We start from the raw sequence: 13,626 nt of genomic DNA, 5'->3' as shown, positions 1-13,626 counted from the left end.
CCTCCGGGCTGTCGACCTCCTCACACCCGACGCCCAATCCCCCACCGCGCTCCCCCCGCCCCCTATGGTGATCTTCCTCGGCACGGACACGGACCGGACGATGGGGTGGAGCAGATGGGCATGTCCCTCACGGCACATCAGCTGATCGGACTGCTGGTCGACCCCGGCTCCTTCGTGAGCTGGGACGATCCGGTGACCACCGAACCGCGCGACGCCGAGTACCGGGCGAGTCTGACCCGCGCCCGGGAGCGGACCGGCATCGACGAAGCGGTGGTCACCGGCATCGGCCGGATCGGCGGGGGACAAGCAGCCCTGATCGCCTCCGAGTTCGGCTTCCTCGGCGGGTCGATCGGCGTGGCCACGGCCGAACGGATCACCCGGGCCGTCGAACAGGCCACCGCCGCCCGGCTCCCGCTGATCGCCCTCCCGGTCTCCGGCGGCACGCGGATGCAGGAGGGGTCGGCGGCGTTCCTGTGCATGCTGCGGATCACCGCCGCCGTCCAGGCCCACCGGGCGGCCGGACTGCCCTACCTCACCTATCTGCGCAACCCCACCATGGGCGGGGTGTTCGCCTCCTGGGGCACCCTCGGGCACCTGGTGTTCGCCGAGCCGGAAGCACGCCTGGGCTTCCTCGGCCCACGCGTGTACGAGGAACTGCGGGGCGTCCAGCTGCCGCCGGACGTGCAGCGCGCCGAGACGCTCGCCGAACGCGGCCTGGTGGACGCGGTGGTCGCGCCCGAGGAACTGCGCGAGGTGCTGCGCCGCTCGCTGTCCGTCCTCACCCGCCGCGCCCTGCCCTCTCCTTCCCCTTCCTCCGCTCCCCCGGCCCCCGCTCCCCGTTCCCCCGTCGAACAGCCCGACGCCTGGGAGGCCGTCCTCCGCACCCGCCACCCCGACCGCCCCGGCACCCGTGAGCTGCTGCGCCGCACCACCGAGGAACTCGTCCTCCTCGACTCCCCGGGCGGCCGTGACGGAGCCCTGGTCCGGGCCCTCGCCGTCCTCGACGGCCAACCCGCCGTGGTCGTCGGCCAGCAGCGCCGGGCCGGTGCCCAGGAACGCCCCTTCACCGCCGCCGACCTGCGCTCCGTCCGCCGCACCGCCCGGTTCGCCGAACAGCTCGGCCTCCCCCTCGTCACCGTCGTCGACACGGCGGGCGCCGAGCTCTCCGCCCAGGCGGAGCTGGACGGCGTCGCCGTGGAGATCGCCCACTGCCTCACCACCCTCCTCTCCCTGCGCACCCCCGTCCTCGCCGTCCTCCTCGGCCAGGGCTCCGGCGGCGGCGCACTGGCCCTCCTCCCCGCCGACCGCGTCCTCGCCGCCGGCAACGCCTGGCTCGCCCCGCTCCCCCCGGAGGGCGCCTCCGCGATCGTCCACCGCGACGGCTCCCACGCCCCCGAGCTCGCCCGCGCCCAGGGCATCGGCGCCCACGACCTCGCCGCCGTCGGCCTGGTCGACACCGTGGTCCCCGAGCTTCCCGACGCCGCCGACGAGCCGGCCGCGTTCTGCGCCCGCCTCGGCCACGCCATCGCCACCGCCCTCGCCACCCTCACGGCCACCCCCGCTTCCGACCGCCTCACCGCCCGCACCACCCGCCACCGCCGCCTGGGCGACCTCGTCACCTGAGGTCGGCGGCCGGGGTTCGGGGCAGCCGGGCTTCACGGATACCGGGCTTCACGGATGTCTGGCTTCACGGATACCGGGCTTCACGGATACCGGGCTTCGACCCGTGGCCCTGTGGTGCCGGTCTCAGATCAACGGCGACGTGGCGTGCCGACGGCACGGCCCTGGGTGACGGGGGCGGCGTTCAAACGGTGAGTGCGCTCACAGGGAATCCGTCGGCACGACGGCCGGTAGTGCTCACGGCCGGTGCGGTGCGGGTACCGGATCGGCGCAGGTCAGAAGCGGCCGCGGACGGCCTTCGAATCGACGGCACACGAGATCGCTACGACGGGGCGTCGTAGCAGGGGGTCTTGGCGGGGGCCGATCCGGTCTGCCAACAATGGCTCTCGTCGCCAGCCGTACCCGGTACCTGTCCCACCGGAGTGCGGCTCTTCACGAATTTCTGCCGGTGCGCGCCCCGCGACCGTTACGGCCCCTGTCCGGCCACGGTCCGGGCGGGGCGAGCACCGGCCCAACCTGATTGAGGTCTTGTTCTTCATGCCCACTTTCAAGCTTCGTATGCGCACCTCGGCCGCTCTTCTCGCCGGTGCCGCCGGTCTGACCGCCATCGGCGCCGGTGTCATGCCCGCCACCGCCTCCGCCGCGACCGCCTCCCCGCAGGCCATCGCCGCGCAGATCGTGCCGGCGAACCAGCTCTCCTCGTTCAGCCAGATCATCTCCCACGAGTCCAGCTGGAACGTGACCGCGACCAACCCGAGCTCGGGTGCGTACGGCCTGGCGCAGGCGCTGCCGGGTTCCAAGATGGCCACCCACGGCTCCGACTGGAAGACCAACGCCACCACCCAGATCCGCTGGGCGCTGGACTACATGAACAGCCGCTACGGCAGCCCGAACGCCGCCTGGACCTTCTGGCAGAACCACCACTGGTACTAAGCCGACCCGAGGAACCCTCCACGGCGACGGTATCCGGACCAACTGTCCCCCCTCACCCCGGGGTCGGACAGGGACCACCGGGGTGACCGAGGCCCGGCCGCGCGCAATCCGCGCGGCCGGGCCTTCGGCCGTTGCCGTCACCGCCGTTCCCGCCGGACGTGTGCCCGCCGGTCGCGTGTCCGCCCGCCGTGTCGTGCCCAGCAGATATATTCGGGCCGAGACGAAGTCCCGCCGCCGTTCGGGCCGTGCCCGGCCCCGCCCCGCCCCGTTCGAGGAGCACCCGGTGCCCAAGCCCCCGCGCCCGGCGACCGCCACCACCCGGACCGTGGCGCAGGTCAACCAGACCGTGCTGCTGGAGGTGCTGCGTCGCAACGGGTCGCTCTCCCGGCAGCGGCTGGCGGCCGAGAGCGGACTGTCGACCGCGACCGTGCACCGTCTGGTCGAGGCGCTGCGCGCGGCCGGGCTGGTGCTCGTGGAGCCCGAGCGCGCGCCGTCCAGCGGCGGTCGGCCGCCGCAGCTGATCCGCTACAACGCCGGGGCGCAGACCGTACTGGCCGTGGCACTGCGACCGCGCCGCGTCGTCGGCGTGGTCACGGACCTGCACGGCACGGTGCTGCACGAGGCCGAGCGGCAGTGGGCGCCGGCGCTGGGCCCCGACCGCACCCGCGAACCGTCCGCCGAGGAACTCACCGGACCGCTGCTGGCCCTCGTGGACGGCCTGCACGGCTGGGCCGCACGCCATGCGGGCGCGCCCCGCGCCCTGGTGGTCGGGGTGCCCGGGGCGGTCCGGGACCGCGGCACCGGGCTGGTGGAGTTCGCGCCGGTACTGGACTGGCCCGGGCTGCGGCTGCGCGCCCCGCTCCAGGAGCGGCTGGGCGTGCCGGTGGCGGTCGAGAGCAATGTCGACCTGGTCGCGCTGGCCGTCCAGCACAGCGAGGCGGGCGCGGGCGTGAGCGACCTCGTCGCCGTGACGGTCGGGATCGAGGTCGGCGCCGGGATGGTGCTCGGCGGCCGGCTGCACCGGGGGCGGCTGGGCTCGGCCGGCGCCCTCGACCACCTGATGACCGACCGCCGGGCCCTGGAACGTCCGGCGGGGCGCACCGGCGACACCCAGGCGCGGATCGGTGACCGGGCCGTCGACCTGCGGATCACCGAGGCCGGACTGGCCGTGGCCGGGACCTCGGCCGAGCGGGTCGCCGAGCTGTTCCGGCTGGCCCGGGCGGGCGTGCCCGCGGCGGTGCGCCTGGTGGACGAGTTCACCGACGACCTGGCCCTGCTGGTGGCGCGGACCATCAGCGTCCTCGGCCCCGAACTCGTGGCCCTGGGCGGACGGCTGATCCGGGAGAGCGGTGGCGGGATGCTGCCCGCGATCGAGTCCCGCCTCCAGGGCCGGGTGCCGGTGCTGCCGCAGCTGATGACGATCCCGGCCACCGCCACCGAACTGGTCGGCGCCACCGCGGCCGCCGTCCGGCTCGCCGACGGGGCCACGTTCATCACGCGCTGAACCGGGGCGGTACCCCCGGTCCCCGGCCGTTCCCTCCGAGTATTTCTTGGTGTGATAGGAAACGCCGGTGGCCGTTCGCCCAGGTGGACCGTGATGGACCGTGATGGACCGTGATGGACCGCGGTTGTGACCCCCGGGCGATCGCGCGCACCGGCCGGGCCGGACGGGCCCGCCGCCATCACCGTACGAACGGCTCGGAACGGACGGCCCGACGTGACCGCACAACGCCCCAATGTCCTGGTGGTCCTGACCGGCCAGCAGACGGCCGACGCGATGGGCACCGCCGGGAACCCCTACCTCGCCACCCCGCACATGGACTCGCTGGCCGCCACGGGAACCCGCTACCGCCGGGCGTACTGCGGCCAGCCGCTCTGCGCGCCGTCCCGGACCGGCCTGCTCACCGGGCGGCTGCCGAGCGCCACCGGGGCCACCGGGGCCACTGCGGACGGGGCGCCGCTGGGCCGGGTGTTCGCCGAGGCCGGCTACGACTGCGTGTACACCGGCTCGTGGCAACTGCCCGAGCACGAGGCGCCCGACCGCCACGGCTTCCGCCGCCTCCACCCGACCGGCACGGACGGTAGGGACCGTACGGACGGTTCCGTCGGTACGGTCGGTACGGACGCCGGGTTCACCCGTACCGTCACCGGCTTCCTCACCCGACCGCGCTCGCGACCGTTCCTGCTGCTGCTCCCGCTCCCCGAGCCTCACGGCATCTCCGCCTGGGCCCGCGGCCAGGACCCGTCGACCGGCCCGCTCCCCCCGCCGCCGCCCGCCGCGCAGTGCCCGCCGCTGCCCGCCAACCACCCGCGCGCGCCGTACGAGGCCGGACTCCCCCGGCTCGCACAACGGGCCCGACCGCACGCCCACCCCATCGCCGAGTGGCGCGAGGACGACTGGCGGCGCTACCGGCACGCGTACTACGCCCTGGTCGAGCGGGCGGACCAGCAGCTCGGCACCGTACTGGCCGCCGTGCGGGAGCAGCGGCGGTGGAGCGGCCGGGAGACCGTCGTGGTGCTCACCTCCGAGCACGGCGACGGCGCGGGCGCCCACGGCTGGAACGAGAAGTGGGCGCTGTTCGAGGAGGTGGTGCGGGTGCCGTTCCTGATCGGCGGACCCGGTGTCGCCGCAGGCGAGGTGAGCGACCGGCTGGTCTCGGTCGGCGAGGACCTCCTGCCCACGCTCTGCGACCTCACCGGCGTCCCGCTGCCGCCCGACCTCGTGGGCCCGACCGGCCCCGAAGGCCCGACCGACCAGGTGGGGCCTGCCGGTCCGGCGCCTTCGCTTTCGCCTTCGCCTTCGCCTTCGACCGGACCTCGGCTACGGCCCGGCCTGCCCGGGCGCAGCGTGCTCGCACCGGAGCCGCGGGAGACCGTGGTGGTGGAGACCCATTGGGAGCTGCCGGGGTTCGAGGACGCCCTCGGCCGGATGGTCCGGGACGAGCGGCACAAGTACGTCTGCTACGCCTGGGGCGACAACCGCGAGCAGCTCTTCGACCTCGTCGAGGATCCCGGTGAGATGGTCAACCTCGCGGCGGACGCCCGGAACGCGGCCCTGCTCGACCGCTTCCGCGCGCTGCTCGCCGAGCACTGCGTGGGGACGGGGGACCCGTTCGGACGCTTCGTCCCCGCGCACGACGACGCCCACGCGCCGAACGGAGGCTGACCCCGGCGCAGGCCGAACCATGTGCAGACCGGCGTCAGTCGGACTCCGCTGCCAGGCCCAACAGTTCACGGGTGCGGCGGTACTTGGCGGCCAGCCGCGCGGCGGTCGCCGGGTCGAGGCTCGCCAGCCGGGCCGGGTCGGAGTTGTGCGCGAGGTCGGCCCGCTTGACGACGAGGGCGCCCGGCGTGGCGAGGATGCGTGCGGTGTACTCCTCCAGCGGCTCACCGGGGCGCTTGGTGAGCGCGTCCACGATGGCCTTGGTGACCTCGCTCAGCGCGGCGTCGGCCAGCCACTCACGGGTCAGCGCGTCGTCCTCGACGGCGTCGTGCAGCCAGCCGGCCGCGATCTGCTCGGCGCTGCCGCCCCGGGCCGCCACCCCGTGGGCGACCGCCGCCAGGTGTTCGGCGTACGGGTGGCCGTTCTTGTCGGTCTGCCCCGCGTGCGCGTTCCGCGCGATCTGCTCGACCTCGGCCAGGCTCAGGTAGTCCACGCCACCCATCGTAGGCACCCGGCCCGCCCGGCCGCGCGGGGGCCTGCCCACCGACGGTCTCCGGGCGACTGATTGACTTCCGAGGTCCCCCGCCCCCGGGCGGCACGGTGCACGGCCGTCCGCCCCGACCAGCATGCCGACGACCGCCCTGACGACCACTCCGACCACCGCACCGACGACCGCGCCGAGGAAGCCATGCCCAGCCTGCACCCGCTGCTGTCCGGTTTCGCCCCGATCTGGGCCCTGACCGGCGTCGGTTACGTCCTCGGCCGCAGCGGACTGCTCGGCGACCAGGCCGAGCAGGTGCTGAACCGGTTCGTCTTCCACGCGGCCATGCCCGCAGCGTTGTTCCTGATGATCGCCCGTACGCCGCTGGACCGGTTCGCCAACCCCTCCATGCTGGCGTTCACCGCGAGCACCGTAGTGGCGGGCGGGCTCGGACTGTTCGCCTCGTACCGGCTGTTCGGCCGAGCGCTGCCGGAGCGGACCCTCGGCGGGATGGCCGCCGGGTACGTCAACTCGGCCAACCTCGGCATCCCGGTGGCCGTGCAGGTACTCGGCGACGCCTCCTTCGTCGGCCCGGTGGTGCTGTTCCAAATCCTGGTGGTCACCCCGGCGGTGCTGACCGTGCTGGACTCCGGCCGGGCGGGACTGCGGGCGGCGCTCACCCTGCCGCTGCGGAATCCGATCCTGCTGGCGGTGGGCTTCGGTGCCCTGCTCTCGGCGACCGGCTGGCGGCCGCCGGCCGAGCTGAATCGTTCCTGCGAACTGCTGGGCGGCGCCGCGGTACCGACCGCCCTGGTGGCGCTCGGCCTGTCGATCTGCCACCCGCCCGCGGTCACCGGCGCCTCCCGCTACCTGGAGGTCGGGACGGCGGTGGCGATCAAGAACCTCGTCCAGCCGCTGACCGCCTGGGCGGTCGGCACCCTGGTACTCGACCTGCCGCCCCACCAACTGCTCACCGTGGTGCTGTTCTCGGCCCTGCCCACGGCCCAGAACGTGTTCACCTACGCCCGCGAGTACAACCACGGCGCCGTCTTCGCGCGGGACTCCGTGCTCGCCTCGACGCTCGTCTCGATGGCCACCCTGTCCCTGGTCGCCTGGGCGCTCGGCCCGGCGTAGACGCTCTCCCTACTCCGCCCGGGCGGCGGCCACCACCCCGGTCATCGCCACCAGGAACCGTCGTGCCACGGCGAGTTCCGCTTCCCCGAATGCGCCCATCGCGGCCATCAGATCGGCGATCAGACCGCCGAAGAAGGCCTCGCCCAGCTCGACCGCACGCTCCTCCACCAGCAACCGGACCTTGCGGCGGTCCTCCTCGTCACGCTCGCGCCGGATCAGCCCCAACCGCTCCAACCGATCGACCAGCCCCGTCGTCCCGGCCGAGTTCAGCCCCAACGCCGCACCGAGCCGCCCCGGAGTCACCACAGCCCCGGCCCGCCCGGCGTCCAACAGATGGATGAGCCCCCGCAGATCCGTCGGATGCAGGCCGTTCCGCGCAGCGAACTCGGCACCGAACAGGTCGAGTTCGGACGTCAGCCCGCGCAGCAGTCGGATCAGCTGCGTCGGCGTCTGCGACGGCTCCACCTCATCGCCCCTTCCCCGGAGTCCCTGAACACGCCCAGAACCCCACCCCTACCCCCACTCACCCCGGCCAATGCCCTCCACCGCCCCGCCGCTCGGCACGGCCGGTCCGGCGTTCGGTGTCCATCGGATTCCCGCTCGGCACCGCACCCGCGCCACGGATCCGAGCCGACCGCCGACCGGTCGGCGGCATCGAGCCGCAACGCCGCGAGGGAGCGTCGAGGGCGGCCCCCGAGGAGGGCAGGCCATCGCCCGGCGTGGCCCGCTGCCCCGCGCCCCGTGCCCCGCGTTGTCCCGGCCTCGGCATCCGTCGGGGCGCTCGCCGGGCGGGGGCGGCTGTGGCCGCCGCCGCTGAAGGCAGCGAGCATGGTCGGCGGAAGCCGTCGAGGTCGACACGGAGGTGGCGATGAGGGTCGTGTTCGTGCACGGGGCGTGCGTGCGGGACGGGTCGTGGTGGTGGCGCCGAACCGCGGGACTGCTGCGGGAACGCGGGGTGCCGAGCGTGGCCCCGGAGCTGCCGAGCTGCGGCGAGGCGGGACTGCCCGCCGGTGCCGGCGGGCCGGGGCTGCCTGAGGATGTGGCGGCGGTACGGCGGGTGCTGCGGGCCGACGACGAGCCGACCGTCGTGGTCGCGCACAGCTACGGCGGAATCGTCACCGCGGAGGCCACCGCGGGGATCGGATCCGTGCGCCATCTGCTGCTGGTCTCCAGCTACCTGCCCGAGGTCGGGCAGAGCCTGTCGGACTTCGGGGAGAACGGCCCCGCCCCCTTCCTGGACGTCGACCCCGGCACCGGCACCTTCGGCGTTCGGCCCGAGCTGCTTGTGCACACCTTCCTTCAGGACTGCGACCCCGAGGACCAGATGCGGGCGGGACACCACCTCGCCCGGCAGAGCGTGCACGTGATCGCGCAGCCGGTCGGCGCGGCCGCCTGGCAGCAGGTGCCCTCGACCTACCTCGTCTGCGCCCAGGACCGCGGTACCCCGCCTCGGCTGCAGCGCGACTTCGCCCGCCGGGCCGGCAGCGTCGTCGAACTCGACGCCGGCCACCACCCGTTCCTGTCGCGACCTGCGGCGGTCCGGGACCTGCTGCTGAGCCTGTGACAGCAGCCCCGGCCCGGCCGTTCACCCGGCCGGGTCAGTGGTCCCTGCTCAGTAGATCAGGTACCCGGGCCGGTGCCCTTCGTCGTCGATCTCTCCGGTCGCCTGAGCCCGCAGCTTGCGCGAGAGTGCTTCCAGAGCCCGGGACGCCGCGACCTCTTCGCCGATCCTGGCGAGCGGGCGGTCCTCCGCGCTCTTGGTCGCCTCCCCGTGCGCCGTGAGGCCCGGCGCCCGGGCGCCCGTCAGCCTCGCCTGGCATCCGGTGTGAACGCCGTCCTCCTCGAAGCTCAGCTCCACATCCCACTGGTTGTGCATGCCACACCTCCTGGCGCCGGCGCACGTCGCGCCCGCTCGCGCCGGTCCGGGCAGTGCTCCCGTGCCGGCCGCTCACACCAGCGTGCGCCCGTCGGCACGGCAGCGGCAAGCGGGCCCCCGGGGCGGCGGCGCCCGGCGCCACGCCCGGACCGTTCCGGGGGTCGGCGCCCCACCCCGGCGGTAGGCTGGCCACAGCGCGCCAGTACCGCGAAAACCCTGCTCCGGAACACCGAAACCCGCCTGGGCGCACCCCGCCCAGGCCCCGGAGCCCGGCGGTGCGGCGCGGTCGGCAACCATCGGGCGGTCCCTCCGTGGCGGTCTTCCTCCTGGCATTGAGTGCCGCCTGCTTCCTGGGCCTCGGATTCGTCCTCCAGCAGCACGCGGCACAGCGGGCCCCGCGTGCCGACCTGCTGCACTGGCGTCTGCTGCTGGACCTGCTACGGATGCCGGAATGGCTGCTCGGCACCGGATTCATGGTCATCGGGTTGATCCTCTCCGCGCTCGCCCTCAACCAGGGCGAGGTCTCACTGGTCGAACCCCTCCTCGCGACAAACCTCATCTTCGCGATGGCGCTCGCCAGAGTGCTGACCCGCCAGACGCTCGGACGCTCCGGCTGGGCGGGGGTGGTGCTGCTGGCGCTGGGCGTGACGGTGTTCATCGTGGCCGGCCGCCCCACCGGCGGAGGCCCGCCGGCGAGCGAACTGCGGCACTGGCTGGTGATCGGGACGGTCGTCGGGCTGACCCTGCTGCTGGTCTCGTTCGCCCGCCGGCTGCCGCTGTTCGAGGAGGCGACCCTGCTCGCCCTGGCCGCGGGCCTGCTCTACGGGCTCCAGGACGCGCTCACCCGCACCACCACCCAGCGGCTCGATCACCAGGGGCTGGACGCCGTCCTGCGCAGTTGGCAACCGTATGCCGTCGTCGCGGCCGGTGTGGTCGGCCTGCTGCTGGTCCAGAGCGCGTTCGAGGCCGCGCCGCTGCGGATGTCCCTCCCCGCGCTGACCGCCGCACAGCCGATCTCCGGCATCGCCTGCGCCGTCGGCTTCCTCGGCGACCGCCTCCGGGTCACCCCGGGCGCACTGGCCTGGGAGGTGATCGGTCTGATCGCCATCGTGGTCGGCGTGGTGGTGATCGGCCGCCACCCCGCTCTCCCGGGCACCACCGGCACCGGCGGTACCACCGGCGACGGCGACGGCTCGGAGTCGCCCGGCCCGACCGACCGCCCACCCGAAGCCTCCAGCGAAGACGCCCCCGGCAACACGACCGACACCGGCTGATCGCCCGCTCCCAGGACCGTTGACCGACCGACCCATCGCCGACCACCGGAGACCCCATGTGCTGGAGTGCCCAGGCGGACCTCGTCGTCGGCGGCGCCGTGACGGCCGTCGGCGTGCTCTGCCTCGTGCGCGCCCACCGCGCCGGCCGACCCGAACGCCTGCCGCTCGCCGCCCTCCCGCTCGTCCTCGGGGTGCACCAGCTGATCGAGGCCGCAGTCTGGTCAGGCACCGACGGCGACCTGCCACCCGCACCGGCAGCCTGGGCCCGCACGGCCTGGGCGGTGATCGCCCTGCCCCTGCTCCCGATCCTGGTTCCGATCGGCGTCCGCTGCGCCGCCCGGGTCGACCGTCCTCGTCAGCGACTGCTGACCGGGTTCGTGATTCTCGGCCTCCTTGTCGCCGTGCCCCTGGCCCACACCGTCGCCACCCATCCTGTCGGCGCCACCGCCCATGCCCACACGCTCGACTACCGCCTCGGCGCCCCGTACCCCGCTCTCCTTCTCACCGGCTATCTCCTCGCCACCGTGGGCTCGCTCCTCCTCAGCGGCGACCGCCTCCTCCGCCGTCTGGGCCTGCTGACCGGAATCGGCGCCCTGGCCTGTGCCCTTCTCTGGCAACTCGCTTTCGTCTCCACCTGGTGCGCCCTCGCCGCCCTCACCTCCGTCCTTCTCCTCCGCTGGACGACCTCGCCACTTCCCGCCCCTCGCCCCCGGAGCTCGTAGCCCCTGCGCCCGCGTGCCCGCGTCCGGCGGGCGTCCGGTTGCCGTGCGGGGGATATCCGGCGGGAAGGTAGCTGCCGCCGGCCAGCCCTGCGGTGGTCAGCCGGCTACCGGGGCCGTCGGGCCCGGGACCTTCTGATCCGGGATGCTGCTCGCGTCCGGGGCCGCCGCCTGGGCACGGCCACGCTTGCGGTCCATCTCCCGCCACTCGGGCCGCAGGCCGGACAGGGCGGTGGTAGCGATGTACAGACCGCCGCACGCGAGCAGCACCGGTATGAGCCCGGCCATGGACACGGCCGCACCCGCGAGCAGGCCGCCCAGCGGGATCCCCGCCCAGGCCAGCGAGTCGCCCAGCGCATTGACCCGGCCCAGCAGATGGCGGGGCACCCGCTCGAACTGGACGGCACCGAGGATCGGATTGAGGAAGCCACCGCCGAAGCCGCTGGCCACGAAGACCGCGACCACCAGTCCCATCGGCACGTCCATGGCGAGGACGAGGAAGCGTGGGGCACCGACGAGCAGGAAGCCGACGAAGAACACCGTCCGGCGCGGCAGGCGGTGGGCGACCGCCGCCGCGATCAGGCTGCCGGCCACCGCCGCGATCCCCCAGGCACTCCCGGTCAGACCGATCGCGGCCGGGCCGCCGCCCGTTTCCCGGGCCCAGACGGGCACCAGCACGGTGAGGAACGCCGCGTCCAGGAGGTTGGTCACCGCGACCGTCACAATGACGGTCAGCAGCAGCGGCTCGCCCCGCAGGAAGGCGAATCCCTCCCGGAACATCCGCCAGTAGCCGACCGGCCGGTCCCCGTCGACGGCTGCGACCCCGGCTGCGGCCCCGCCTCCCGTCGGCGCGGTCGTCGGCCCGGATGCCTCCGGCACAGCGGCGGAGCGTCCCATCCCGCGGGGAAGCGCGACGGCGATCACCAGCGAACCGAGTGCGAACGCGACCGCGTTGACCGTCAGACCGGCCATCGGGCCGAGCAGGGCGATCAGCCCGCCCCCGACCGCCGGACCGATCGTGGTGGCCAGCCGCTCCGTCACCCCGGACAGTCCGGTGGCCCGTTCCATGGGAATCCGGCCCCGGTCGGCCGCCTCGGCGACCATGACCTCCTTGGCCAGGTCTCCCGGGCCGCGGGCGGCGCCGATCATGGCAACCATGACCAGCAGGAGCCAGAACGGCAGCAGGCCGAACGCGTGCAGCAGGGGGACCAGGCCCGCCGCGACGGCGCTCACCGCGTCCGTCGTCCAGGAGACGACCCGCGGACCGAGCCGGTCGACCACCGGGCCGGTGAAGGCCTTGACGAGCACATAGGGCGCCAGCTCGACGAACGCGACCACTCCCGTCATCGTGGCGCTGCCGGTCGTGGCCAGCACGAACCACGGCAGGGCGATCGCCGAGACCCGGGTGCCGGTGAGCGAGACGGCCATCGCCGTCAGTACCCCGACCAGCGGCCGGAGGCTGCGCGACCCGGGCGCCGGAACCCGGGCCGGAATCGTGGCATCCGCGCTCATGACCGATCCTCCGAGGCGTCGTCGTCGAAGGCCTGCGGCTCGGGAAGCACCTGGACGATCACGGCTACCCGGTCCGTCCCCTCGGGGACGGGACCCCCCGGGGCGATGCGGCGGTAGCGGGCGACCACCTCCGACATTTCTCCGGCCAGGGCCCGGGCCTCCTCCGGGGTCAGCTGGAGCACCATGTCGCTGAAGTCCATCGCCTGCCGCCACTCCGGCGTCATCGTCTCGTAGGCGTTGAGCGCCGTCTGCGCCACGAGGGTGTGGGCCGCGACGATCGACCGCAGATAGCCGAGCGCCGCCTCCGGATCCTCCTCCGCCAGGCCGCTGTCCGTCCACCAGGTCACCTGGTGGACCGCCTTCCACCAGCGGTCCCGGGCATTGCCGCGCTCGGTGTCCTCGGCGACGAAGCCGGACGCCGCGAGCTGGCGGAGGTGGTAGCTGGTCGCTCCCGAGTTCAGCCCCAACTGCTCGGCCAGCTTGGTGGCGGTGGACGGGCCGTTCTTCCGGAGCAGCCCGATCAGCTGCACCCGCACTGGGTGGGCCAGGGCCCGCAGGCCCTTGGCATCGATCACGACATCGGTCTGCGGGTCCGGACTGTGCGGCCACCGGCGGTCATCGGTCATGGCAACACTGTAGAACCGCAAAGGGTTCTTCGCAAAGGCTTTTTGCGAAGAACCCTTTGCGGTTTCGAACAGGGGCCGCGCAACGCCGCTGGACCAACCGCCACCGACCCGAGAACGGGCCCGGCCTCAGTCCCGCGCGACGGCCAGCACCAGGACCACGGTGAGCCCGCCGCCGGCCGTCTGCTCCACCCTCAGCCGACCCCCGGCCGCGCGCACCAGTGCCGATATCGACGGCCCGACCGGCTCCGGACCACCCGTCCCCCGCCGGGAGGCGGTCGCGTCCCCCGC

General features: G+C 74.0%; 13 protein-coding genes. 8 read left to right on the top strand and 5 right to left on the bottom strand.

Annotated elements, in window-relative coordinates; genetic code table 11:
* Positions 1 to 120: 120 nt before the first annotated feature.
* The 4 genes from ADK60_RS14235 (at position 121) to ADK60_RS14220 (ending at position 5,719) form a co-directional block, all read left to right on the top strand.
* Positions 121 to 1,623, top strand: a complete 1,503-nt coding sequence (locus tag ADK60_RS14235; RefSeq protein WP_199839667.1) for a carboxyl transferase domain-containing protein — start codon at positions 121 to 123, stop codon at positions 1,621 to 1,623.
* 534 nt (positions 1,624 to 2,157) lie between these two features.
* Positions 2,158 to 2,553 (top strand): aggregation-promoting factor C-terminal-like domain-containing protein, encoded by a 396-nt coding sequence (locus ADK60_RS14230; protein WP_030396348.1) that lies wholly within the window; start codon positions 2,158 to 2,160, stop codon positions 2,551 to 2,553.
* A 283-nt stretch (positions 2,554 to 2,836) separates the two neighbouring features.
* Positions 2,837 to 4,057 carry an ROK family transcriptional regulator gene (locus ADK60_RS14225; RefSeq protein ID WP_053646153.1) on the top strand — a complete coding sequence of 407 codons (1,221 nt, stop codon included), beginning with the start codon at positions 2,837 to 2,839 and terminating at the stop codon, positions 4,055 to 4,057.
* Between the two features lie 213 nt (positions 4,058 to 4,270).
* Positions 4,271 to 5,719 carry a sulfatase family protein gene (locus ADK60_RS14220; protein WP_053646151.1) on the top strand — a complete coding sequence of 483 codons (1,449 nt, stop codon included), beginning with the start codon at positions 4,271 to 4,273 and terminating at the stop codon, positions 5,717 to 5,719.
* A 34-nt stretch (positions 5,720 to 5,753) separates the two neighbouring features.
* On the opposite strand, the gene ADK60_RS14215 is transcribed toward ADK60_RS14220, so the two are convergent.
* Positions 5,754 to 6,218 (bottom strand): HD domain-containing protein, encoded by a 465-nt coding sequence (locus tag ADK60_RS14215; RefSeq protein ID WP_053646150.1) that lies wholly within the window; start codon positions 6,216 to 6,218, stop codon positions 5,754 to 5,756.
* A gap of 186 nt (positions 6,219 to 6,404) precedes the next feature.
* On the opposite strand from ADK60_RS14215, the gene ADK60_RS14210 reads away from it, so the two are divergent.
* Positions 6,405 to 7,331 (top strand): AEC family transporter, encoded by a 927-nt coding sequence (locus ADK60_RS14210; protein WP_053646155.1) that lies wholly within the window; start codon positions 6,405 to 6,407, stop codon positions 7,329 to 7,331.
* 9 nt (positions 7,332 to 7,340) lie between these two features.
* On the opposite strand, the gene ADK60_RS14205 is transcribed toward ADK60_RS14210, so the two are convergent.
* On the bottom strand, positions 7,341 to 7,796 hold the full coding sequence (locus tag ADK60_RS14205; RefSeq protein ID WP_045944662.1) for a MarR family winged helix-turn-helix transcriptional regulator: 456 nt from the start codon (positions 7,794 to 7,796) through the stop codon (positions 7,341 to 7,343).
* Positions 7,797 to 8,199: 403 nt separating this feature from the next.
* On the opposite strand from ADK60_RS14205, the gene ADK60_RS14200 reads away from it, so the two are divergent.
* The gene (locus ADK60_RS14200) at positions 8,200 to 8,895 is read left to right on the top strand and encodes an alpha/beta hydrolase (protein WP_053646148.1); all 696 of its coding nucleotides are present in this window, start codon (positions 8,200 to 8,202) and stop codon (positions 8,893 to 8,895) included.
* 48 nt (positions 8,896 to 8,943) lie between these two features.
* On the opposite strand, the gene ADK60_RS14195 is transcribed toward ADK60_RS14200, so the two are convergent.
* Positions 8,944 to 9,207, bottom strand: a complete 264-nt coding sequence (locus ADK60_RS14195) for a dsRBD fold-containing protein (protein WP_045944660.1) — start codon at positions 9,205 to 9,207, stop codon at positions 8,944 to 8,946.
* Positions 9,208 to 9,518: 311 nt separating this feature from the next.
* Between ADK60_RS14195 and ADK60_RS14190 the strand changes: the two genes are divergently transcribed.
* Together ADK60_RS14190 and ADK60_RS14185 are read left to right on the top strand one after the other, a co-directional pair.
* Positions 9,519 to 10,481, top strand: a complete 963-nt coding sequence (locus tag ADK60_RS14190) for a DMT family transporter (protein WP_199839666.1) — start codon at positions 9,519 to 9,521, stop codon at positions 10,479 to 10,481.
* A gap of 56 nt (positions 10,482 to 10,537) precedes the next feature.
* Positions 10,538 to 11,203: a DUF6629 family protein gene (locus ADK60_RS14185; protein ID WP_053646146.1), complete on the top strand. Its 666-nt coding sequence runs from the start codon at positions 10,538 to 10,540 to the stop codon at positions 11,201 to 11,203.
* 96 nt (positions 11,204 to 11,299) lie between these two features.
* On the opposite strand, the gene ADK60_RS14180 is transcribed toward ADK60_RS14185, so the two are convergent.
* Together ADK60_RS14180 and ADK60_RS14175 are read right to left on the bottom strand one after the other, a co-directional pair.
* Positions 11,300 to 12,712 carry an MFS transporter gene (locus tag ADK60_RS14180; RefSeq protein WP_053646144.1) on the bottom strand — a complete coding sequence of 471 codons (1,413 nt, stop codon included), beginning with the start codon at positions 12,710 to 12,712 and terminating at the stop codon, positions 11,300 to 11,302.
* Positions 12,709 to 13,338, bottom strand: a complete 630-nt coding sequence (locus ADK60_RS14175) for a helix-turn-helix domain-containing protein (RefSeq protein ID WP_045944657.1) — start codon at positions 13,336 to 13,338, stop codon at positions 12,709 to 12,711. The genes ADK60_RS14180 and ADK60_RS14175 overlap by 4 nt, the downstream gene beginning before the upstream one ends.
* Between the last annotated feature and the right edge of the window lie 288 nt (positions 13,339 to 13,626).

This window comes from Streptomyces sp. XY431, assembly GCF_001279805.1.
Taxonomy (GTDB): domain Bacteria; phylum Actinomycetota; class Actinomycetes; order Streptomycetales; family Streptomycetaceae; genus Kitasatospora; species Kitasatospora purpeofusca.
The sequence above is the reverse complement of the archived record's forward strand: the minus strand, read 5'-3'. Positions and strand labels throughout refer to the sequence as shown.